Below are 22882 nucleotides of genomic sequence, written 5' to 3' on the forward strand. Positions count from 1 at the left end.
TGACCATGGAGCAAGACCGGGCACCGATGAAGCGCTCTTGGCGCGTCCCAGGGAGCGTATCACGACTTCATGTTGGGCCCAAACACATTCGTACTTGCAACAGGGCGGCCATCTTCTAGGAGGATGGTCCCCTTTTTTATCGAAATCATTTTTTTCTCGTGCAAGTTCCGCGAGTTCGCTAGTATGATATACGAAAGATTGATCCAAATCACGATAGAGAGGATGCATCGCCGAATGAGCAATATTCCAACGTTCGAGACCCGGCTTCTCAGCTCCTTGTCCAAAGTGTTTGCCGATGAAGAGCTGGCAGCCGCACCGTATGATGCAGGGTCGGCTTTCCTGAATGAGACGTTTTCTTTTCAAGTGGCTTACCGCTCAAGTCAACTGATGAAAAATATCCGCGTCGTTGTCGAGTCCGAGCTGAGCGAGTACATTTCCATTCGCTCTGTAGGTCTTGCCCCTTCGGACCTGCCGACGTACCATGACCATGACGAGTTCATATTAAGAAGCACCCCGGGGTTATACCCGGATCCGTTATTTCCTCTCGCTGCAGACGCAGCTGTAACAGGGCGTCCGAGCCAGTGGAGAAGCTTATGGGTTACAGTTGAGCCGGATTCCGGCAGAGCGGGCGGTAAATACGATATCGGGCTCCGGTTTGAGACGGATTCGGGAGAGAAGCTTGCCGAAGAGACTTTCCGGCTGGAGCTGATCCCAGCTGTGCTGCCGGCGCAGACGCTGATTCATACCGAGTGGTTCCATACGGATTGCCTGGCAACCTACTATGGTGTCGATGTGTTCAGCGAACGTCATTGGCAGCTGATCGAGCAGTATATCCGGACGGCGGCAGAGCACGGGATGAACATGATGTTGACCCCGCTGTTTACTCCCCCGCTGGATACCGAAGTGGGCGGCGAGCGCCCGACGGTGCAGCTCGTGGATGTTGAGGTTCTCGGCGATGGCTCCTACCGGTTCGGATTTGACAAGCTGGACCGCTGGACCGATCTGTGCGACCGCTGCGGCATTCAATACCTAGAGTTCTCCCATTTCTTCACGCAGTGGGGGGCGAAGCACGCACCGAAAATTGTGGCGAACGTAAACGGGGAGACCCAGAAGCTGTTCGGCTGGGAGACCGATGCATCGGGTGAGGAATATCAAGCCTTCCTTAGACAGTTCATTCCGGCTTTAGTGGACTGGATCGAGGATCATGGGCGTGACGACAGATGTTATTTCCATGTGTCCGATGAGCCCCATGCCTCCCATATTGAGGCATACGGCCAAGCGAGCCGTTTAATGAACGAGCTGCTGCCCGATTACCCGATTATCGACGCGCTTTCCGATTTTTCGTTCTATGAGGAAGGGCTTGTAAAGCGCCCGATTCCGGCAAGCAACCATATCGAGCCGTTCCTCGAAGCCGGAGTCGAAGGGCTGTGGACCTACTACTGCTGCTCGCAGTATAAAGAGGTGTCCAACCGGTTCTTCAACCTGCCTTCCGCTCGAAACCGCATTCTTGGCATGCAGCTCTATAAATATAACATCGAAGGCTTCCTGCATTGGGGCTACAATTTCTGGTACTCCCAGTACTCGCGGCGGGCGATCGATCCTTATCGGGTAACCGACGCGGACAGCGGCTTTCCGTCCGGCGATGCGTTCCTGGTTTATCCAGGAGAGGACGGACCGGTGGAGTCGATCCGGCTGAAGGTGTTCCATGAAGCGCTTCAGGATCTCCGGGCGCTGCAGCTGCTGGAGCAGCAGATCGGCCGTGAGGCCGTGCTGGAGGCGCTGGAGGAAGGGCTGGAAGAGCCGATCACATTCAAGACGTATCCGCGTGATGAGAAGTGGCTTCTGTCCAAGCGGCAATGGATTAATGACAAGATTAAGGAGTCGATGGCGGTTAAATAAGGGAAAAGGGAGCAGAGGTGGATGGTCACCGCGCGTACCGCTATATTCCCGAGATCATCGCTATATACAAAGCCAAGACAACGACATAATTACAGGGTTCGTACTGGTGATATGCGTAGCTGCTATGATTGCATAATCTCTATTCCCGGCCACTCTCACGAAATTGGTCCCTTTCAAATGCTTGCCGCTTCGATACAATGTATCGGAGCGGCTTTTCGTTTTGCCCAGACCGATAGGCTCCCACGGCTCCCTATAGGTAGACAGGTGACATGACAAAGGAAGGAAGTAACTTGTTTTGCCGAGAGGAGTTTTTTAGATCTAAACCTTTAATAACTTGGAACTACCTAACTTAATGATTGGACGGATAGCGGCCCGAACAGGTGAAAACTAGGGTAGAATTAAGCAGTGCAGTACCAGCGATCATCTGATCTTAGGGGCTGTCAATCACAGATATAGAGTAATTCGATTCAAAAAAGCACCGGGTGGCTGTTAAACTTTTATCACGATCACCGTTTAGGAAATTGCGAGTTCTGCTTCGATTCCAACGTCGAATTTCGTCGGCATGGAACAAACTGTTTTCTTTGAGCCATCATTGGACATGGGGCGTCACGTGGCAAGGCAACCACACCGGTCATGAAAGCGACATGTCGTGGTTCTAGTGGACCATTCAAAAATATGCCATGATTGTGGCAAGGGGGTTATGGGATGTATTCCGATTTTACGCTAGCGGATGACCGTCCGGCTTATATACAGGTCAAAGATTATATGAAACGGCTGATGACGACCGGAGCGTTGCAGGCGGATCAAAAGCTGCCGTCTACGCGGGAGCTCGGTTCGCTGCTTCACGTCAGCCGCAACACCGTGCTGAATGCCTACTCGGACCTTGAGGACGAAGGCTATATTTACGCCGTCAAAGGCCAGGGGCATTTCGTGATCCCCTCGATCAACACGAATGAAACGGAAGCGCAGCCGGCAAATGTACAGCTGGACTGGACTTCGCGGTTGAACGACTACGCGAGGCTGGCGGAAGCGAATGACTTGATGAAGCACGGCATCCGTGCCGGCAAAGGGGCGATATCGTTTACGAGCATCGCACCCGATGAGAAGCTGTTCGATCTGCAAAATGTAAAGCGCGCCTTCCTTGACCGAATGTCGCTGGAGGGAGAAGTCCTCCTCAATTACGGCTATGCCAAGGGCTACAAGCCGCTGATCGATTATTTGCTTCACTATATGGAGAATAAAGGCGTTGATGTATCGGGCAAGGATCTGTTGGTGACCAGCGGCTTTACAGAGGGACTGAGCTTGGTGCTTGCAGCCTTGAATAAAGGCCATGGCCGCATCCTATGCGAGAATCCGACCCACCATACCGCCATTAAAAATTTCAAAATGCACGGTTACGCCATCACCGGCGTTCCGATGGAGCAAGATGGCATCAGCTTAGCGGACCTTGCCGGCGAGCTCGCGGCTCGCCCTTATGATTTGGCGTACCTCGTGCCTTCCTACCATAATCCAACGGGGATCGTGATGTCGCCGCAGAAGAGGCTCGAGACTTTGCGGCTGCTCAGCGAGTATGAGACGCCGGTGATAGAGGACGGCTTCAATGAGGAGCTCCGGTATTCCGGCTCGCATATCGCGCCGCTCGTCGCCTGTGCCGGCGGGGGAAACAACAGCGTAATTTATTTGGGCAGCTTTTCCAAAATTCTGTTTCCAGGACTGCGCGTCGGCTGGGTCCTCGCGGATAAAACCCTGATCGATTACCTCGAAAGCGTGAAGCGTGCGCGCAGCATCCACACCTCTACGCTGGACCAGTCCCTGCTTTACCAGTATCTCTATAACGGCAATTTCGAGAAATACCTGAAGCGGGCCAAGGCGGAATATAAGCGAAAATATGAGCTGGCCAAAAGCTGCTGCGAAGAATGGCTGCCGCAGCACCGGCTGACCGGAGACGGCGGGCTCCACGTATTCGTTCAATTCGAGCAAGGCTTGCGGACGCGCGAGCTATTGGAAGCCTGCTCCGCGCAAGGCGTAGTGTTTACGCCTGGGGATATTTTCTACACCGACGGCGGCGGGCAGCATACGATGCGGCTTGGATTCTCTCGCGTTTCGGATGAGAACATCCGGAAGGGGATCCGCATCATCGGCGAAACCGCCAGGAGGATGGTGTAGAGATTGTGTGGGTTTAGATGTCTAGTTTAGGGGTTTCCGAAAGTGGAAGGCTTGGAAAGTAGAAGAACTTGATTGCAGATGGGCTATATTAGCTGTTCTCGAGTAAGGCTTCGTAAGTAGAAGAACTCGAAAGTAGAAGAACTTGAAAGTAGAAGAACTCGAAAGTAGAAGAACTTGAAAGTAGACGAATATCATGCTTGAAGGAACTAAACACTGCAGCGAAGTCCAGAAGGAATGGGACTGAGCCTTGGCTGTCTACCATGTCTAAGTAGGCGGTAGCCGGAGCTGTGGGAGCGTTGGGGCTGCTTCAACGAGCAGGTGGAGTTCGGACTATGGAGCCGAAGCGGCTGCATGTCTGGTGGCGGAGCAAGTCCCCAAAAGGGACTTGTGCGGTCGAAATGGAGCCTGCCGTAGCGGAGCAAGTCCCCAAAAGGGACTTGTGCAGGCGAAATGGAGCTGCGATGGCAGAGCAAGTCCCCAAAAGGGACTTGTGCAGGCGAAAAGGAGCTGCGATGGCGGAGCAAGTCCCAAAAAGGGACTTGTGCGGTCGAAAAGGAGCTGCGATGGCGGAGCAAGTCCCCAAAAGGGACTTGTGCAGGCGAAAAGGAGCTGCGATGGCGGAGCAAGTCCCAAAAAGGGACTTGTGCGGTCGAAAAGGAGCTGCGATGGCGGAGCAAGTCCCCAAAAGGGACTTGTGCAGGCGAAAAGGAGCTGCGATGGCGGAGCAAGTCCCAAAAAGGGACTTGTGCAGGCGAAAAGGAGCTGCGATGGCGGAGCAAGTCCCCAAAAGGGACTTGTGCGGTCAAAAATGAGCTGCGGTAGCGGAGCAAGTCCCCAAAAGGGACTTGTGCGGTCGAAAAGGGGCTGCGGTAGCGGAGCAAGTCCCCAAAAGGGACTTGTGCAGGCGAAAAGGAGCTGCGATGGCGGAGCAAGTCCCGAAAAGGGACTTGTGCGGTCGAAAAGGAGCTGCGGTAGCGGAGCAAGTCCCCAAAAGGGACTTGTGCGGTCGAAAATGAGCTGCGATGGCGGAGCAAGTCCCCAAAAGGGACTTGTGCGGTCGAAAAGGAGCTGCGATGGCGGAGCAAGTCCCCAAAAGGGACTTGTGCGGTCGAAAAGGAGCCTGCCGTGGCGGAGCAAGTCCCCAAAAGGGACTTGTGCCAAGCAAGAGCAGCACAACAACCGCATCAACGGAGCAGGCGGAATTGGACCGTAGAAGCGAAGCGTGCCCCTTTATCCCCGGATTCCAACAACGGAAATGGGATGACAGGGAATCTGGGGATAAGAGGGATCGGAGGTACAATCCGCATGCGGAGTGCTGAATAGCCCCACAGATGGATCGGAAACAGCAATCCGCATGCGGAGTGCTGAATAGCCCCACAGATGGATCGGAAACAGCAATCCGCATGCGTAGTGCTGAATAGCTCCACAGATGGATCGGAAACAGCAATCCGCATGCGTAGTGCTGCATAGACCCGCAGAAGGAACGGGAACTGCAATCCGCATGCGTAGTGCTGAATAGCCCCACAGAAGGGATCCGAGGCACAATCCGCATGCGGATTGCGGAGCAGGCCCACGGCAAGCTTTCCGCTTTACGGCTGCACACACATTACATGAAGGAGGTCACACATCATGAAAGTCGGCGTCATCATGGGAGGCGTTTCATCCGAGCGGGACATTTCACTGCTCACGGGTCAGGAAATGATGGCTCATCTGGATCCGTCCAAGTACGAGGCCATCCCGATTGAAATCAATGACAAGCGCGACCTGATCAACAAGACCGAAGGGATCGACATTGCCCTGCTTGCACTGCACGGCCAGTACGGGGAGGACGGTACAGTACAGGCCACCCTGGAGTCCATGGGCATTCCATATACGGGCAGCAGCGTCTTGTCCAGCAGTATCTGCATGGACAAAGATGTCAGCAAGAAGCTGCTTCGGTATGAAGGATTGCATACGGCCGATTGGCTCATCGTCAGCAGCCTGGAGGAGCTGGCGGAAGCGAATGTAGAGTCGCTGGGATTTCCCCTCGTGGTCAAACCGAATACGGGAGGGTCCAGCATCGGTACCCGGATTGTGCGATCCCGCGATAAGCTGAAAGCGGCAGTGGCGGATGCCCTCCAATGGGATCGATCGGTCATGATCGAGCAGTGGATAGAAGGCCAGGAAATCACTTGCTCCATTTTGGACGGAAAGCTGCTGCCGATCGTGTCGATCAAGCCGAATGCCGAATTCTTTGATTACACATCCAAATACGCGGAAGGCGAAGCCGAAGAGCAGGTGATTGAGCTGCCGGAGGAACTTCAGAGGAAGGTATGCGCGGCAGCGCTTCAATGCTATAAGGCGCTGAAGTGCAGCGTTTATGCGCGGGTCGATATCATCCTGAAGGACGGCGTTCCGTTTATACTGGAAGTCAATACGCTGCCGGGATTAACGAGAACGAGCCTGCTGCCCAAAAGCGCGGCGGCGGCAGGCCTCTCATTCAGCATGCTGCTGGATGCCATCATTACGTCATCTTTATCGGAACGGTTAAGAGAAAATACCACATACAAGGAGTAGAGCGAATATGAATACAACGAATAGCTTCCTGACGCCGATTGTGCAAACCATGCCGCCCTCAGGGATCCGGCAGTTCTTTAATGCGGCCGAAGCGGATCCGGAGGTGATCTCCCTGGGAGTCGGCGAGCCGGATTTTGTTACCCCGAAGCGTGCCATTGAGGCGAGCGCCCGGGCGCTGGAGAGCGGACGGACCATGTATACGCCGAATGAGGGGCTAATGGAGCTGCGGGAAGCTATTGCGGAGTATTTGTACAGCCGCTTTCAGCTGAGCTACGAGCCGTCGCGGGAGGTGCTGGTCACGGTGGGCGGCAGCGAGGCGATCGACTTGGCGCTGCGCGCCCTTGTATCCCCGGGCGACGAGGTGATCATTCCTGTGCCGGGGTATGTTGCCTATGCTCCGCTCGTCAGTCTGAATGGCGGACGTGCCGTGGAACTGGAGCTGACTGCCGAGCAGGATTTCAAATTGACCGCCGACGCGCTGCAGCAGGCGATTACACCACGAACCAAAGCGCTCGTCGTGAACTTTCCGAGCAATCCGACGGGGGCTGTGATGACGGCTGCCGATTGGCTGCCGATTGCCAGCCTCGCGATTCAGCACAATCTGGTTGTCATCTCGGATGAAATGTATGCGGAGCTTACGTACGTCGGGGAGCATACCAGCATCGCCTCCCTGCCGGGGATGCGGGACCGCACACTCGTCATCGGCGGTTTCTCGAAAGCCTTCGCCATGACGGGCTGGCGGGTCGGGTATTTATGCGGAGAACGGGAGCTGCTTAAGGGGATGATAAAAATTCACCAGTATACGGCCCTCTGCGCTCCAATTATGGGACAGATCGCAGCGATTGAATGTATGAGAAACGGGCAGGAGGACAAGGAATCCATGAAGGCGGCGTTCGATGAACGCCGGAAGATGTTCGTTCAAGGGCTGAACGAGATCGGCCTTCCCTGCCGCGAGCCGAAGGGAGCCTTCTATGCCTTTCCGAGCATTGCCGGAACGGGGCTTAGCTCACAGCAGTTCGCCGAACGGATGCTGCGCGAGGCGAAGGTTGCAGCCGTGCCCGGCCACGTATTCGGTCTTGGCGGGGAAGGATTCATCCGCTGCTCCTATGCAGCTTCCTCCGGGCAGCTTCAGGAGGCGGTTGAGCGGATCGGCCGTTGGCTGAAGTCGGCGGAGCTTCTGCCTTCCGTTCATGCGGCTTTCCCTACAGAATTCTCGAAAGCTTGCGGTAGTCTGTCGCTGTAATCCCTTCAAGCTTGCGGAAGATCCGGCTGAAATAATGGATATCCGGGTAGCCGATCCGGTCTCCGATCGCTTCAATCGAAAGATCGGTTTCCCGCAGCAGCCGCCGTGCTTCGCGGTGGCGAACCGATTGAACAAACTCGCTTGGCGGCATCCCCGCCAGGCGCTTAAACAGCTTGGCGGTATGATCAGGGCTCAGCATCAGATGCGCCGCGATCCGTTTATTGCTCCAGTCTTCGGCTGGAGCTTTTTCAATGCGGGCCATCAGATCCATCAGCTTGCCGTCATGGGGCGACGTTTCCGTCAGAGCCTGGGAGGAGTGGGTGCGGAATAACTGAACGAGAATATCCAGCATCAACCCTTTACAGACAAGCTCATATCCTGCGGGACGGAGCGTAAACTCCTCCACGACCCGCTCCATTAATTGAACGCAGGAGAGCGGAGGCGTGTAAATCGTCCGGGAAGACAGCGGAGGGAAAACCTCCGAGATGGCCTCCCTGGCAAATTTATCCGCCGCTACGGCGGCTTCGTTCACAATCATGTCCGCTTCGGTCTGGATTTCAAGCTCTCCGAAAAAATCAAAGTGAATGCCGAGAAAATGCGCTTCCGGGATCGAGGTCACTTCATTCTGATGGTAAACGCCGGAGGGCAGAAAGATGAGCTGGCCTGCCTCAATAACATGGCGCTTTCCGTACATCGTCGTGACGGCCTCTCCTTGGCTGACATACAGCAGCTCGAAATCGTACAATCTGCGCTGCGGAAGAGCTCCGGTCCCCATTCGTTGAAGCTGGGCGTAATGAATGCTGGGAGACCACTGCTGAACCGGGGCGAGCCGCTGCAGAGGGTATTCCGATGCCTCGACGGCCATAAGCTGTTCCTCCTTTTTAACCTACATAACCCTTCCTGGCAACATAACGAAATTGTCCAAAAAATCGCTTTTCTATCTAAATCAATCAGACGAGTCTTTGTTTATTATATAAGTATTATTACATGACATTCCCTGCCTTTCAACTTGACGGAAAAAGTCAAATGATGCGTTTCTAGGAGCTTTCTTTCATTTTCATGGCTAACCCGGCATCCGTGGCAGGCTAGCAGCAAACCAAAACAAATGGGGAGGTATTCGTTATGAAGAAAGGGATCAACATTTGGTCGTTTCGGGGAGATGCGTCTATTGCGGAATGCATCCAACTGGCGAAGGAGGCCGGCTTCGAAGGGATCGAGCTGTCGCTGAATAAGGATGGAGAGCTTGGCCTTCAGGCCGGCGATCAGGAGGTTAAGAACATCAAGGCTCAGCTGGAGGACGCGAATCTGGAAATCGCCGGGCTTGCTACTGGCCTGTACTGGGATTATCCGATGACAAGCGATGACCCGGCAGTGCGCGAAAAAGCATTCGATATTTGCAAAAAACAGCTCGAGCTGGCTGCAGCTTTTGGAGTGGATGCGATCCTGGTTATTCCTGGCGCGGTTGGCGTGGACTTCGTCCCCGGCTCCGCGGTTATCGATTACGAGGTAGCTTACGAACGGGCGCAGGAAGGCATCCGCAAGCTGGTTCCGTATGCCGAAAGCGCGGGGGTGGCGATTGCCATCGAGAACGTTTGGAACAAATTTTTGCTCTCTCCATTGGAGCTGCGCACCTTTATTGATGAGATCGGCTCCGATTATGTCGGCTCCTATTTTGATGTAGGTAACGTCGTGCACAGCGGTTATCCGGAGCACTGGATTCGCATTCTGGGATCAAGAATCAAGAAGGTTCATTTCAAGGACTACCGCAGACAGGCGGGAGGCTTGCACGGCTTCGTGGACCTGCTGGCTGGAGACGTCGATTACCCTGCCGTGGTCGAGGCATTGAAGGGAATCGGCTATGACAATTATGTCACCGCGGAGATGATCCCTGCTTACAAGCACTATTCGGATCAGATCATTTTCAACACCTCGAACGCCATGGATGCGATTCTTGGCCGGACGCCAACGCTGCGTCAAACGGCCGTGCGTGAGCAATTGGGACAATCTTAAGGGAAGAAGAGGAGGGGATCAGCTTGCTGAAAATCGGACTGTTGGGCTTTGGTTTTATGGGACGTATGCACTTTGACAATTACATGCGGCTAATGGATGAAGGAGCGGATATCCAGCTTGCCGCGATTTGCGATATCCGAATTGATGAACTGAAAGAGAGCAAGGCTAACGGCAATATGGCGACCGAGCGGGAAGTGTATGATCTTACGCCTTACCGGCTGTATGACCATATCGATCGCATGCTGGAGAATGAGGAGCTCGACATCGTCGATGTATGCTTGCCGACGAATCTGCACGCGGATATGACCTGCATGCTGCTCGAACGCGGAATTCATGTCTTATGCGAGAAGCCGATCGCAGGCAGCTCGGAAGAAGCCTGGCGGATGGTGAAGACGGCTGAGCGTACGGGCGCAACCCTAATGATCGGGCAATGTCTTCGCTTCTGGCCGGCGTACGAATATTTGAAGGCTTGCCTGGAGGACGGGCGTTACGGACAAATCGTAGCCGGCGAATTCTTCCGCGGCTCCGAGCCGCCTAAAGGCTGGTTCCTCGAGGGAGACAAGAGCGGCGGCTGCATCACGGATATGCATGTCCATGACGTCGATATGATCCATTGGCTGTTAGGCAGACCGCAGCATGTATCTACTTTCGCCAAGAATATCATCGAAGGAAGCTCGTACGATATCGTGTCGACGCATTACAGCTATCCGGACGGCAAGGTCATTACGGCCAGAGCGGATTGGACCCTGCATGGCGACCACGGCTTCTATATGGGGTACCGAGTGAACCTGGAGAAGGCTACGATTGTATTTGAAAACAATGAAGTGAAGGTGTATCCAGAGGATGCGCCGGGCTTTACGGCTGAGCTGTCAGGTGATTCCGGATATTACCGCGAGCTCCGCTATTTCATTGACAGCGTGGCACAAGGGAAGGCTGTAACGGTATGCACGCCGGAGAGTGCCGTAGGCTCACTGGAAATCATCGAAGCGGAGATCCGCTCGGCCAAGGCTCAGGGAGCGCTGGAAGCGCTGTCCGGGAAGCAGAGCGTATCGTAAGCGTATAAATATTGTATCCCTAATAAAACGGGGCTGTCCCAGATGCTCCCCATATGGTAGACAGGCGAAACCATAAAGCCTGCTGCTGTAGGGGGAAGTTCATCTGCGGGACAGCCCCGTTTCTTTCGTCTCACAATTGTGAAGTATTCGTTAGGCGCTACGCACGGAACGTTTTCAGGAAGTCAACCGCGAGCTTAATATCGGCCTCCGGATTGGCTTTCACTTCACGTTCGATCGTCAAATATCCGGTGTAGCCGATATCCTTCAAGGCTTGAAGATATGCAGGCCAATCCACGCTGCCTTCGCCGAGCGGAACTTCACGGAACTTCTCGCCGGACTCCGCCATGTCGGCAATCTTGTCATGATCAAGTGCCGGCGCTTCATAACCGAAATCTCCGTACACGTCACGCGGATCCACAAACTCGGCCAGCTTGATACCGTCCTTCGCGTGCGTGTGGACGATGTAATCCTTCAGATTATATACGCCTTGGACAGGATCATCGCCGGTCACCATCACCATATTGGCCGGGTCAAAGTTCACGGACACGCCGTTCGAGCCAAGACCGTCCAGGAAGGACTTGAGATGGGCGGAAGGCTCCGGCCCCGTCTCGATGGCAAAGAACGCGTTCATGGATTTGGCGAACGTGCTAAGCTCGAGGCAGGCGTTGTGCATTGTCTCGTATACGCGGCTGTTGCGGTCCTGCGGCACGATGCCAATGTGGGTGGTCACGATATTGGTGCCAAGCTCAAGACCCAGCTCCATGATGCGTTTCGACTTCTCGATTTTGGCTGCATTTTCGGACGGATCCTGGAAACCGTGGCCCCCCAGGTCTCCCACCAGCGCCGAGATTTCAAGGCCCAAGGATTCAATATAATCCTTCAGTTCCTTCCGTGCGGACACGGACAGATTGGCCGGATCCATCTCTCCATGAACAGCGTAGATCTGAACACCGTCGGCACCGACATTTTTCGCCTTAACCAAACCTTCTCTTACGCCAACCCGAAAGCTGTCAACAATAACGCCAATTTTGTTCGGCATGATAGGCTTCGACATCGCTTAAACTCCTCCCTCAATCTTTGTCGTCGATCGTTTGCTTCTATTGATTGAATATCAAAAATGAAAAGATCAGCTTTCGTTCCACACTTTGCGCACATACTCCAGGCCCAGCTTGGTTCCGGTGCGGCAATCTTCCATGCCCTCGAATTCAATGGAAATGTAGCCGTCATAACCGGATTCCTTCACGATGCGAATCACTTCTGGAATCTTAATGTCGCCTTGGCCGACAATGGCACCGCGAAGCCAGTTACCGCTAGACGTGTTAAACCAGCCTCCGCCTGGAGGACGGCTAGCCGGACGGTAATAGAAGTCCTTGAAATGCACCATGGAGGCGAGACCGATATTGTTCTTCACGGCTACGGTGGATTCCTCATCCGCACACATGAAGTTGCCGACGTCCAGCGTCGTCTTGAAGTTTGGATGGTTAACGGTTTGGACAAGCGCTTTCACCCGGTCGCTGTGCTGAATGAAATATCCGTGATTCTCCACGCTGGTGATAATGCCGCGCTCGGCTGCATAATCCGCGATGATGCGGCAGGCATTTGCAAGGCGAGGGAGCTCCTCGATAAAATGAACGAGCGACAAGTCCTTGGACGTTGCCACGTCATGGCGCATCCGCTTTACGCCCAGGGCTGCTGCAATATCGACCTCGCTTTTTACGCGCTCGATCTCTGCCTCATAAGCGGCATCGTCGAGTTCGGCGAAGTTCGCGCCGATGGCATAGTTGGAGAGCTCGAGCCCTTTGGCGGCGGCATGGGACTTAATCGTATCGATGAGCTCCGGATTTTCCTTTAAATTGAATCCGAGGGGCACGATCTCAATATGCTCACCGCCGATTTCGGCAATGTAGTCGATCACGTCGGTTATGGTCATTTCACCTTTGTTCATGGCCTGGTACAGGCTGTACGAGCTTACGCCAAGTTTCATAGCAGAACTTCAGCTCCTTTTTCGGCGGATTCATAGATACCGCACAGAATTTTCATAATCTCCACACCGTCTTCCACCGGGCTGAGCGGCTGGGTTCCGTTCTCAATGCTTGCGATAAAGTGGTTGACCTCACTCTGGAAAGCGGAATTGAAGTCAAATCCCTTGTGGTCCGTTTGAGGCTGGATGTTGATGATCGTATCATGCTTCTCGGTGACGATGACAACTTCAGGATCGATCTCGAATCCGCCCTTGTCGCCGTACAATTTGACGGACTGCTGATTATCCTTCGCATGCAGCGTAAAGCTGACATCAACCAGCAAGGAAGCACCGTTTTCAAATCGGATCATCGCATTGGCCATATCCTCAACCGTATTCTTCTCTGCATCATAATCTGCAGCTTTATAGAACGACAGATTCCGGACATTGGAACGGTTGCCCAACTTTCGGTATGTATTGGCGCTGACCGCTACCGGCTTCGGACGGCCCATCATGTACCAGCACAGATCAATGACGTGAACGCCGATATCAATTAGCGGTCCGCCCCCCGAACGTTCAATGTCGGAGAACCAGCCGCCCGGATTTCCGAGTCTGCGGATCGAAGAGGCCTTCGCAAAATAAATTTCCCCGAACTCGCCTTTGTCCGCGAAATCGCGCAGCATTTGAGCATTCGGATCATAGCGTCTGACAAAGCCGACTTGAAGCAGCTTGCCGGAGGATTTCACCGCTTCCTGAACGCGCAGCGCTTCCTCGACCGTACGGCACAGCGGCTTCTCGACCAGGACATGCTTGCCGGCGTTAAGAGCGGCAATGCTGATCTCGGCATGGGTATTGTTCCAGGTACAGATGCTTACCGCATCGATCTCAGGATCGGCCAGCAGCTCGCGATAATCTGTAAATACTTTGGTAGCGCCGTACTTTTCAGCCGCAAGCCGTGCGCGTTCTTCATTTAAATCACATACCGCGAGCAGATTCGCGTTCGCGTGTTTTTGGTAGGATTGCAAATGCATAGCAGAGATCGAACCAGTTCCAATGACCCCAACATTAATTGATTTCATGATTTCACTCCTCTGAATTTACTGCATTACACTTCTGTATTATAATGCTTCTAAGGAAAGACACCATGATAAACCGTGCTTTTTGTTTGTACGATCGTGCTGTCTTGATCAAGTTCAAAGGAGACCATAGCATTGGACCATACACTGCGGGAACCGATGACGATGCCGGACCCCCAATTTCCGATCAAGGTTCATCTCTGCCAGTTCGAGGGCAGGGGACAGGTCATGTTTAATCGCCACTATCACGAGCATTTGGAAATTTTGTATTTTGTCTCCGGAGAAGCAATGCTGGAGTGTGGTTCCTCCACCTTGCATGCCCGCGAAGGCGATTTGATTGTCATTAATCGCAATGAGCTTCATTATGGAATCAGTCAGTCTGATCATTTGTTCTATTATGCGTTAATCGTGGACTTCTCGCTGCTCCAGAGCCATTCCTTGGATGCGCCGGAGATGAAATTCATTACGCCGATTACCCAAAATCGTCTGGTGTTCGCCAACCGGGTTAATGGAGATGATGTTCTTTCATCTATGCTGGCGATCATCCAAGAGCTGGAAAAGCGGGAATTCGGTTATGAGCTCGCCATTAAATCCGAGCTGTACCGTTTGCTTACGCTGCTCTTGAGAGGCTATGTTGCAACTGTTCTCACACAGGATGAATATGTGGAGCGGATGAAGAACGTAGAGCGTTTTGCCCCGATATTCAAATACATTGAGGAGCATTACAAGGAGGAGCTGTCGGTCGAGCTGCTATCCGGGATGGCCGGTCTCAGCCGATATCATTTCAGCCGGTTGTTTAAAGAGCTGAGCGGAAGAACCGTAACGGAATATGTTAACGAGACCCGGATTAATAAAGCGGATTATCTGCTGCGAAGCAGCCCGCTTACCGTCTCCGAGATCGCGGTAGCGACGGGGTTCAAGGATATTTATTATTTCAGCCGCATCTTCAAGAAATATAAACGGCTTGCTCCTTCTTTTTTAAGAAAAAACAGTGCTGTTTCTCATTGATCTGTCATAAGCTGATCCATGTGCAGGCAGTTCATACGCCGTGCCGCTGTATCATAGGATAAGACTGTAGACATATAGATCAATGCATCCTATAATGAATATCATTATCTTAAATGCATAAGCGGGCGGAGATCATGGAGGACCCTTTTGCTATGGATGCGTATGACGTGCGCATTTTCGGCAGAAGCGGTTCTTTTTTAGCTATCTGAAGCTATAAACTCCGGAGGAAGCTGCTGCCAGATCTCGCAAAAAACTACTGCTAAACGCGGTTTGTCTTCCTTGAAAGTACGTCGATAGACGTTTTTCTTATATCAAGGCGTTGGGGAAAGAGGTGATTGACGGTGAACGAAGGGTTATCCGCAAAGCTGCGGGCTCAATATTTACAGGACATGGAGAGGGGCAAGCTGGATGTTCTGGTGATCGGCGGTGGCATTACGGGCGCCGGGATTGCCTGGGACGCCAGCTGCCGTGGAATGACGGTCGGCTTGGTGGAGATGAATGATTTCGCCTCCGGAACAAGCGGCAAATCCGCCAAGGTGATCCATGGCGGATTGATATATCTCAGGAAAGGGAAGCTTCGTTTGGTACGCGAGTCTTGTACCGAGCGGGCATTGCTGCGTCGCTGCGCCCCCCATTTGGTGAAACCGCTTCCAGTGCTGCTGCCGATTTATAAACATCAGCCCAGCGGTTATTTGGCGAGTTCCATCAGGCTGTATGCGTATGATCGGCTTGCCGGTGCGAAGGCTAGCCGTCGGGGAAGGATGTACCGGCGGGAACAAACCCTGTCTTTGGAAAACCTGCTGAATTCGGACGCGTTAAAAGGGGCGGCCTACTGCCGTGAGTACCGGGCTGACGATGCGAGATTGACGATTGAGGTGCTGAAGGCTGCCCGGATGAAGGGCGCGCTGATGGTCAATTACGCAAAAGTGTTGGGTTTTATCTATCGGGGCGGGAGGATTGCAGGCGTCCGTGTCGAGGACCGCTTAAGCGGAATCCGATATCCGATCCTCGCCCGCCAAATTGTGAATGCCGCCGGCCCATGGGCGGATCAGGTAAGGCAAATGGACAACTCGCTGGCCAGCGAGCAGCTGCAATTGACCAAGGGGGTGCATCTTGTTGTCGATTATAACAAACTCCCTGTTCGTCAGGCTGTTTGTTTTGAAGGTCCCGGAGGCAGGAGAGTCCTCGTCATCCCTAAGGATTCTAAGACTTGCATCGGCATGACCGGGACTCCGTTTGAAGGAGGTGTCGGGACACCAGATATAACGGACGAGGATAAGCGGTATTTGATGGGCGCCGTCAACGGCTTGTTCCCCGGAATCCGCCTGGAGCATGGGGATATCGAATCAGGCTGGTGCGGATTAAGCGCGATGTTCAAGCCGGAGAACAGACAGTCTCCCGACATGACCGGGAAGGATGGCATTCTCATATCCGAATCAGGGTTGATCACAGCGAGGCCTGGAAATCTAACCGGATTTCGCAAGAGGGCGATGTCCGTTGTGGACCTCGTGTCTAAGCACATCCAGGATGAGGATGGAACCATCTATCCTCCTTGCATGACCGACCGGACGCCAATCAGCGGAGGGGACCTGAACGGTCTTACTTATAAACGGTTCAAGGAAATGATGGTCGAACAGGGTGCCCTTCAAGGAATCGGAGCTGACCCCATGCGAAGACTTATAGCAAGATACGGGTCGAACGCCAAGAAGCTGCTGGACATTTATCGGGCTTCGTCAGCTGAGGAAAAGGATGAATATAAGCTGCTGCGGGCAGAGCTGATCTATTCAATCGAGCATGAAATGACCGTTGCCGCCGAAGATTTCCTGCTGCGGCGAACCGGCTGGGTATGGTTTGAGCGGGAGACGGCCGAGCGGATGATCGCTCCCGTCATGGAGATCATGGGCGAGCTGCTGGATTGGGATGAAGAAGAGCAGGCCAGGCAGTGGCGTTTGCTTGAGGATCAGCTTCAGATGGCATGGGGGCTTGGAGGAGGCAACCTACTTGAGCGGTTCCCCTTGGAGCCTGACCAAGATCCCGCCGAGCTGATTGTGTCGGATGAGGCAGCGAAACAGCTAACGCAAACCTAATGGTCCCCATTTTCGGCATTCGAACCGAATGATCCCGATGATTCACTTGTCAAATGGAATAACTGGTTGTAGTATTAAATTATCGATTATAGAGCTGGGCGGAGATGATGAGAAGCCCTTTGCATAACGGAATCATTCATTTTGCATGAATGAGCATCTTGCTATGCAGAGGAGCTTCTCATTTTTTATGGGCGATTTTAGAAATCCGGCTCCTTTAGCAAGTGGTTTCGGCAAGGACTAACCGGCTGTGCCGGAACATATGAATACTAGACCACGTGCGGCTCCGTTTTCGTAGTCCCACGAGTCAGATTGTGAATCTATCAAAATTCCAAGATGGAACATGCAGAGGAGATCGAGTATGGATCATTTTTCAGGGTATATCTTTGACTTGGATGGCACGATTTATTTAGGGCCGGAAGCGATCGAGGGGGCCGTAGAGACCGTCCGTTATTTGCAGGGCTTGAATAAACGCTTGTTGTTTCTGACGAACAAAACGATCGATTCCCGAGAAAATTATTTGAAAAAGCTAGGGAAGCTCGGAATCCCGGTGGAGCTGGATAACATTTTGAATCCCGCACTCGTAACGATTCATTATTTGCACAAGCATCATCCGGGGGCGAAGGTTTATGTCATCGGCGAGCCGATATTAAAGCAGGAGCTGCTGGATAACGGGATTACATTTGCTTCCGCGCCGGAAGAGACGGACGTCGTTGTCGTGTCCTGGGATCGGGACTTTCATTATAAGCATCTGGATTTTGCATACCAATCGATTAAGAGAGGCGCGGCCGTTATCGCTACGCATCCGGATCGAACATGCCCGATGCCGGGAGGCGATATTCCTGATTGCGGCGGCATGATCGGGGCTATTGAAGGCACGACCGGCATGAAAATTACAACCGTCATGGGTAAGCCCTCCGTCTTGACGGCGTTGACGGCACTTGATATTTTGGGAGTTAAGGCTGAAGAGTGCCTCATGACGGGAGATCGTCTGGAAACCGATATTCGAATGGGCAATCAGGCCGGGATGAGCACAGCGTTGGTGCTTACCGGCGTCTCGACTCCGGAGGATTTGAAAGACAGCGATGTGAAGCCAACCTATATTCTGGATTCGGTCCACGATATTTATCGCAGCCGTACCGTGAAAGAGGCAAATGAAGCGGGTTCTTAAGGTACAAAAAATAAGCCCGGGCAGCTGGAGAACCGGAGATGCTGCTCTTGGCAACGAGGTGAAGACATGAGAACAAGTGTAGAAGGCGCGCAGCGAATCACGTACTGCTTGAAGCGCAAACCGATCATTACATCTTTGATGAATGCTGACGAGCTCCCCTCCGTGCTTGCAACCGAATCGAACATCGTGTTTATTTTGAGGACCGATATATTTAATATCGAGTCGATCGTAGAACAAATCCAGGAGGCCGGAAAGCTGTCCTTCGTTCATTTCGACCTGATCGAAGGGATCGGGAAGGATCGGGCGGGAGTAACTTATTTGGCTGAAAAGGTAGGCATCGACGGCATTGTCACCACGAAGAATACGATCATCGTCGAGGCCAAGAAGCTTGGCCTGCTGACCGTTCAACGACTGTTCGTATTTGACTCCGTTTCGCTGGATAACGGGATCAAGATGATTAAGGCTTCGAATCCGGATGCCATTGAAGTGCTGCCAGGCATGGTATGCGAGCGGATTATGGACCGGATCCGGGCGGAAGTCGATGTGCCCGTCATTGCGGGTGGATTAATGATTGATTTGGAGGATTTCGATACGGCTCTAAAGAGCGGCGTCATCGGGATTTCGACCTCCAGTAAGGAACTATGGCGCTGGCAGGATGAGCATATGCAATAAGACCGGCCAGCGAGGGGGATAATAGAACGGTTGCTGATGAGGAGTGAACGAAAATGTACGATATTTCACTGGATATGCAAACGATGCTGATGCGGCTGCTGCTTGCAGCTCTGCTCGGCGGGCTGATCGGTTGGGAACGGGAGCGCAGAAATAAGCAGGCTGGACTGAAGACCCATCTGTTGGTTGCCGTGGGATCAACCCTCATCATGTTGACCTCCATTTACGGATTTGACTCCTTGCTTATCAATCATCCCAATGCCAGATTTGACCCTGCGCGGCTTGCGGCGCAGGTGGTAAGCGGTATCGGCTTCCTTGGCGCGGGCGCTATCCTGCGGCGTTCCAATCATATTATTTCAGGCCTCACCACAGCAGCAACGTTATGGGTAGCTGCTGCCATCGGGCTCAGCGTGGGGTCCGGGTTTTACTGGCCGGCGGTCGTTACGACTGCCATCGTGCTGATCAGTACGCTTGTGCTGAACAAGCTGGAATCCCGGTTTTTGTTCATTAAGAAGTCGGGGAGCCTGAAAATCATGATTGAAGCGGGTGATCGGCCCGTGCAGGTCAGCATCATTACCGATCTTCTCCAAAAGGCGAACATGACCGTCCAGGGCATGATCGTCAATAATGACTCTGCCGATGATGATTCAACGAAAGTAACGATGGAATTCCGGGTGTATTCATTTAACAGCAAAGGCATCGATGCCTTATTCGAGCAGCTGTGGCAGGTCGAGGGGATCAAGCAGGTGCGGATGAATTGGCGGGATTAGGTACGTATTTGATCGGAAATAGCATCGCAGATAAGGTTTAGCCATGGAGCCGTACATTTGTACGGCTCCATTTCATTATCAGACCCCAACACTTCTCCATTAAGGTTGCACCCCATAAAGAATGACCATCACCAAGATTTCCTTTTAGAAGATAGATGTATAGATGGATGGATCCGCTTCTACTTCACGGCCGGAGAAGGAATTCATTTCCTTGCTGCTCCGCATGAAAAAGGCATGTAAAGCAAATAATGGAGGTAACTCGAGCTTTGCATGCTGGGAGGAAACGAAATGCTACGCTACCGGCCTCGCGGCCGCCGCTTCGCCCCAAGGAAGGATGCGCCGGGGCAGGAAGCTTCCCGGAAAATTGCGGGAATCGAGCCGGCCGACCATTTACAGGAGCATCTGGACCGCATCCGCACAGAACTTGGGAACAGCCCGGATATCATTTTCCGGCAATTGAAGCTTGGAGGAGCGTCCGAGGCCAATTGCGCCATCGTTTATTTAAACGGGCTCAGCGATCCGGAAATGATCAATCACGATGTGATGGAATCGCTGCTGCAATTAAGCAAGGAATTCCTGCAGAAGGAGCGCAGCCCGGCCGATTTTCTGGATATGGTCATGAAAGACGGACTTGCGATGGGCGAATCCAGAATGAGTGCAGATTGGAATGAAGCGATGCTGGCGATATTGTCTGGAGACACGGTCATCCTGATTGAGGGGGCGGATCACATCATTATCGCAGGCACTCAGGGCGGGCAATGGAGATCCGTAACCGAGCCAACCTCGCAGCTGGTCGTCCGCGGCCCGAAGGACAGCTTTGTGGAGTCCATTGCAACCAATATTTCACTCATCCGGCGAAGATTAAAATCTTCTCAGCTATGGCTCGAAACGATGAAGATCGGATCGGTCACCCATACCCACGTAGCCATCATGTACGTCAAGGGCAAGGCGGATCCGGGGATTGTCAGGGAGATCAAGGACAGGCTGAACCGGATTGAGATTGAAGGGATATTGGAATCGGCCTATATTGAAGAATTCATTCAAGATAAGACCATTACTCCGTTTCCAACGATATATAACACGGAGCGTCCTGACGATGCGACGAGCAAGCTGCTGGAGGGCCGGATCGTAGTCTTGGTGGACGGAACCCCTTTTGTGCTGGTGCTTCCAACGGTATTTGCCCATTTCTTTCAGTCGCCTGAGGATTATGCGCAGCGTTTCGATATCGCCATCGTCATGCGGCTCGTACGCTATATCAGCTTTATTATTTTGATTCTGGGTCCGTCTGTTTATATCGCATTAACAACGTTTCACTATGAAATGGTACCGACGCAGCTGCTGATCAGTCTGGTTGCCCAACGTGAAGGCGTCCCCTTTCCGGCTTTTATCGAAGCGATGCTCATGGAGGTTGTGTTCGAGATATTGCGGGAAGCCGGTGTCAGGATGCCGCGGGCGATTGGGCAGACGGTTTCGGTTGTCGGTGCGCTCATCCTCGGACAAGCTGTCGTTGAAGCAGGTCTCATTACGCCAGCGATGGTTATCGTAGTGGCATTGACCGGTATTGCAAGCTTCACGCTTCCGGCCTACAACCTGTCCATCGCTGGACGGCTGATTCGCTTTGGCTTCATGGTTCTCTCCGGCATGTTCGGCTTCTATGGGCTGACCTTGGGCGTCATCGTGCTGATCGCGCATATGAACAGTCTCCGGTCCTTCGGTGTACCCTTCATGTCGCCAATCAGTCCATTCCGGCTCAGGAATCAGAAGGATGCGATCATCCGTTTACCCTTTCAGCCGCTGCAAACTCAAGCTGCGGAGTCTTCAACCGGATTTGGAGCGTCATCGAATCAAGACACTTCCTTGGCTGGAGACTCGGATGGGAGGATGAGCGGGTCGGGGCAACAAGGTGCCGATGGCGGAAGCGCTTCGGGAAGGGGGCAGCATACGGCTGCGAACGGAGCAGGAGGAAATCGTAACTCATGATGGGAGGCGAACTGAGATATGCGCAAACATCAAGGGCTGACCATTCTGATCATGTGCTGCTGTCTCGGCCTGCTGAGCGGCTGCTGGGATGTGGTAGAGCTGAATAAGCGTGCAATTGTCTCCGGTATCGGCGTGGATTGGAAGGAAGAGGAGAAGGAATATCTCGTTTCCTTCCAGACGGTCATCGCCGATGAAATTTCGGGGAAGGCCGGCAGAGGAGCAACGCCTACCTCCGTATATAAGGCATCAGGGAAGAGCGTAGTCGAAGCGATGCGCAATGCTTCCCGCAAAGTGCCCCGTATCATTTCGCTCGCCCATACCGGTCTGATCGTCATCTCGGATCGCGTGGCGAGAGAGGGCATTATCGATCTCTTCGATTATTTGGACAGAGACTCCGATATCCGGCTGAATGCCGAAGTATTGATTGCAACCCAGGGACAAACCGCAGAGGATGTCGTGTCTGCAATGACACCGATTGGAAAAATCACGGCTTTTGCACTCGAGCAGAAGATCGATTTAACGTCGGGACAGCTTGGAGAGAATTTTCGGATCGAGGTGGATGATGTCATCCGTGGATTGCTTACCCCGGGAGGCGGGCCTTTGGTGAACGGAGTGATGATCGAAGGCAGCGCCGAAAAGGCATCGAAGATGGAAACCTTAAAGAACGCGAAGGTAGAAGGATTGGCGGTCATCTCCCAAATGGCTGTATTTAAAGGGGATCGTCTTGTGAGCTGGTTAAACGCGGACGAATCCCGCGGCACCGTTTGGATCCGGAATAAAATGAAAATCACGCCGATCCATTTGAAGTTACTTGATCAAGGTGGAGAAATATCGCTTGAAGTTATGCGGTCCAAAACAAGGCTGCTCGCTGACTTAGAAGATCCTGCGAATCCGATTATTCACATTCACGTGGAGCCTAATTTCTCGATCCGTGAAGTGAACAGCGCGATTGACCTGCGAAATCCGGCAACGATGAAGCTCCTGGAGGACGCAGCCTCGAGAGAGGTTATTCGTATTATGGAGCTAGCCGTTCGTAAGAGCAAGAAAGTGAATAGCGATATTCTGGGATTTGGTCAGGCTGTGGAACGGTCCGATCCGTCCGCTTGGCGAAAGATGAAGAATCGCTGGGATCAGCTCTTTCCACGGGTGCAAGTGAAATACCATGTGAAACCGGTGATACGAAATTCTCAAATGAGGGATCGTTCCGTTCTATACAAGATCCACAACCAATGAAG

Annotated in this window: 17 protein-coding genes; 13 read left to right on the forward strand and 4 right to left on the reverse strand. The window is 53.0% G+C overall.

From position 1 onward, the window contains the following. The first annotated feature begins 234 nt into the window (after positions 1 to 234). The 4 genes from J2Z18_RS16470 to J2Z18_RS16485 all read left to right on the forward strand — a co-directional run bounded on the left by J2Z18_RS16470 (position 235) and on the right by J2Z18_RS16485 (position 7864). Positions 235 to 1899, forward strand: coding sequence for a DUF4091 domain-containing protein (locus J2Z18_RS16470; protein ID WP_007127628.1), 1665 nt, complete (start codon positions 235 to 237; stop codon positions 1897 to 1899). 705 nt (positions 1900 to 2604) lie between these two features. Beyond that, a complete protein-coding gene (gene pdxR, locus J2Z18_RS16475) occupies positions 2605 to 4065 on the forward strand; it encodes a MocR-like pyridoxine biosynthesis transcription factor PdxR (RefSeq protein ID WP_007127629.1) in 1461 nt (486 codons plus the stop codon). Positions 4066 to 5694: 1629 nt separating this feature from the next. Continuing rightward, positions 5695 to 6621 carry a D-alanine--D-alanine ligase gene (locus J2Z18_RS16480; protein ID WP_007127631.1) on the forward strand — a complete coding sequence of 309 codons (927 nt, stop codon included), beginning with the start codon at positions 5695 to 5697 and terminating at the stop codon, positions 6619 to 6621. Positions 6622 to 6628: 7 nt separating this feature from the next. Further along, entirely contained in the window at positions 6629 to 7864 is a 1236-nt protein-coding gene (locus J2Z18_RS16485; RefSeq protein WP_028405151.1) for an aminotransferase class I/II-fold pyridoxal phosphate-dependent enzyme, read from the forward strand. Here J2Z18_RS16485 and J2Z18_RS16490 read toward each other — a convergent pair. Beyond that, positions 7824 to 8729 (reverse strand): helix-turn-helix transcriptional regulator, encoded by a 906-nt coding sequence (locus J2Z18_RS16490; protein WP_007127633.1) that lies wholly within the window; start codon positions 8727 to 8729, stop codon positions 7824 to 7826. The two genes, J2Z18_RS16485 and J2Z18_RS16490, sit on opposite strands and share 41 nt — an antisense overlap. A 257-nt stretch (positions 8730 to 8986) precedes the next feature. Between J2Z18_RS16490 and J2Z18_RS16495 the strand changes: the two genes are divergently transcribed. Both J2Z18_RS16495 and J2Z18_RS16500 read left to right on the forward strand, forming a co-directional pair. Further along, positions 8987 to 9874, forward strand: a complete 888-nt coding sequence (locus J2Z18_RS16495) for a sugar phosphate isomerase/epimerase family protein (RefSeq protein ID WP_007127634.1) — start codon at positions 8987 to 8989, stop codon at positions 9872 to 9874. Positions 9875 to 9897: 23 nt separating this feature from the next. Continuing rightward, complete coding sequence (locus J2Z18_RS16500) at positions 9898 to 10929, forward strand: Gfo/Idh/MocA family protein (protein WP_007127635.1); 1032 nt, start codon at positions 9898 to 9900, stop codon at positions 10927 to 10929. 157 nt (positions 10930 to 11086) lie between these two features. Here J2Z18_RS16500 and J2Z18_RS16505 read toward each other — a convergent pair whose 3' ends face one another. The 3 genes from J2Z18_RS16505 to J2Z18_RS16515 all read right to left on the reverse strand — a co-directional run bounded on the left by J2Z18_RS16505 (position 11087) and on the right by J2Z18_RS16515 (position 13968). Next, entirely contained in the window at positions 11087 to 11983 is an 897-nt protein-coding gene (locus J2Z18_RS16505; RefSeq protein ID WP_210095034.1) for a sugar phosphate isomerase/epimerase family protein, read from the reverse strand. Positions 11984 to 12055: 72 nt separating this feature from the next. After that, positions 12056 to 12913: a sugar phosphate isomerase/epimerase family protein gene (locus J2Z18_RS16510; RefSeq protein ID WP_007127637.1), complete on the reverse strand. Its 858-nt coding sequence runs from the start codon at positions 12911 to 12913 to the stop codon at positions 12056 to 12058. Next, positions 12910 to 13968 (reverse strand): Gfo/Idh/MocA family protein, encoded by a 1059-nt coding sequence (locus tag J2Z18_RS16515; RefSeq protein ID WP_210095035.1) that lies wholly within the window; start codon positions 13966 to 13968, stop codon positions 12910 to 12912. Before J2Z18_RS16515 ends, J2Z18_RS16510 begins: the two co-directional genes overlap by 4 nt. A gap of 132 nt (positions 13969 to 14100) precedes the next feature. Between J2Z18_RS16515 and J2Z18_RS16520 the strand changes: the two genes are divergently transcribed. The 7 genes from J2Z18_RS16520 to J2Z18_RS16550 all read left to right on the forward strand — a co-directional run bounded on the left by J2Z18_RS16520 (position 14101) and on the right by J2Z18_RS16550 (position 22880). Beyond that, complete coding sequence (locus J2Z18_RS16520) at positions 14101 to 14973, forward strand: AraC family transcriptional regulator (protein WP_007127639.1); 873 nt, start codon at positions 14101 to 14103, stop codon at positions 14971 to 14973. A gap of 341 nt (positions 14974 to 15314) precedes the next feature. Further along, positions 15315 to 17060, forward strand: a complete 1746-nt coding sequence (locus tag J2Z18_RS16525; RefSeq protein ID WP_210095036.1) for a glycerol-3-phosphate dehydrogenase/oxidase — start codon at positions 15315 to 15317, stop codon at positions 17058 to 17060. A 358-nt stretch (positions 17061 to 17418) separates the two neighbouring features. Then, complete coding sequence (locus J2Z18_RS16530) at positions 17419 to 18228, forward strand: HAD-IIA family hydrolase (RefSeq protein ID WP_210095037.1); 810 nt, start codon at positions 17419 to 17421, stop codon at positions 18226 to 18228. A gap of 66 nt (positions 18229 to 18294) precedes the next feature. Beyond that, positions 18295 to 18900, forward strand: a complete 606-nt coding sequence (locus J2Z18_RS16535; protein ID WP_007127642.1) for a glycerol-3-phosphate responsive antiterminator — start codon at positions 18295 to 18297, stop codon at positions 18898 to 18900. Positions 18901 to 18953: 53 nt separating this feature from the next. After that, positions 18954 to 19667 (forward strand): MgtC/SapB family protein, encoded by a 714-nt coding sequence (locus J2Z18_RS16540; protein WP_007127643.1) that lies wholly within the window; start codon positions 18954 to 18956, stop codon positions 19665 to 19667. Between the two features lie 288 nt (positions 19668 to 19955). Beyond that, a complete protein-coding gene (locus J2Z18_RS16545) occupies positions 19956 to 21647 on the forward strand; it encodes a spore germination protein (protein ID WP_210095038.1) in 1692 nt (563 codons plus the stop codon). Between the two features lie 18 nt (positions 21648 to 21665). Beyond that, on the forward strand, positions 21666 to 22880 hold the full coding sequence (locus J2Z18_RS16550; protein ID WP_210095039.1) for a Ger(x)C family spore germination protein: 1215 nt from the start codon (positions 21666 to 21668) through the stop codon (positions 22878 to 22880). The last annotated feature ends 2 nt before the right edge of the window (positions 22881 to 22882 follow it).

The sequence above is a fragment of the Paenibacillus lactis genome, from assembly GCF_017873605.1.
Classification (GTDB): Bacteria; Bacillota; Bacilli; order Paenibacillales; family Paenibacillaceae; genus Paenibacillus_AQ; species Paenibacillus_AQ lactis.

Coding starts and splice junctions, on each gene's coding strand:
- J2Z18_RS16495 (WP_007127634.1), top strand. CDS start 8,987: ATGAAGAAAGGGATCAACATTTGGTCGTTTCGGGGAGATGCGTCTATT.
- J2Z18_RS16535 (WP_007127642.1), top strand. CDS start 18,295: ATGAGAACAAGTGTAGAAGGCGCGCAGCGAATCACGTACTGCTTGAAG.
- pdxR (WP_007127629.1), top strand. CDS start 2,605: ATGTATTCCGATTTTACGCTAGCGGATGACCGTCCGGCTTATATACAG.
- J2Z18_RS16490 (WP_007127633.1), bottom strand. CDS start 8,729: ATGGCCGTCGAGGCATCGGAATACCCTCTGCAGCGGCTCGCCCCGGTT.
- J2Z18_RS16530 (WP_210095037.1), top strand. CDS start 17,419: ATGGATCATTTTTCAGGGTATATCTTTGACTTGGATGGCACGATTTAT.
- J2Z18_RS16470 (WP_007127628.1), top strand. CDS start 235: ATGAGCAATATTCCAACGTTCGAGACCCGGCTTCTCAGCTCCTTGTCC.
- J2Z18_RS16505 (WP_210095034.1), bottom strand. CDS start 11,983: ATGTCGAAGCCTATCATGCCGAACAAAATTGGCGTTATTGTTGACAGC.
- J2Z18_RS16515 (WP_210095035.1), bottom strand. CDS start 13,968: ATGAAATCAATTAATGTTGGGGTCATTGGAACTGGTTCGATCTCTGCT.
- J2Z18_RS16540 (WP_007127643.1), top strand. CDS start 18,954: ATGTACGATATTTCACTGGATATGCAAACGATGCTGATGCGGCTGCTG.
- J2Z18_RS16480 (WP_007127631.1), top strand. CDS start 5,695: ATGAAAGTCGGCGTCATCATGGGAGGCGTTTCATCCGAGCGGGACATT.
- J2Z18_RS16485 (WP_028405151.1), top strand. CDS start 6,629: ATGAATACAACGAATAGCTTCCTGACGCCGATTGTGCAAACCATGCCG.
- J2Z18_RS16510 (WP_007127637.1), bottom strand. CDS start 12,913: ATGAAACTTGGCGTAAGCTCGTACAGCCTGTACCAGGCCATGAACAAA.
- J2Z18_RS16545 (WP_210095038.1), top strand. CDS start 19,956: ATGCTACGCTACCGGCCTCGCGGCCGCCGCTTCGCCCCAAGGAAGGAT.
- J2Z18_RS16550 (WP_210095039.1), top strand. CDS start 21,666: ATGCGCAAACATCAAGGGCTGACCATTCTGATCATGTGCTGCTGTCTC.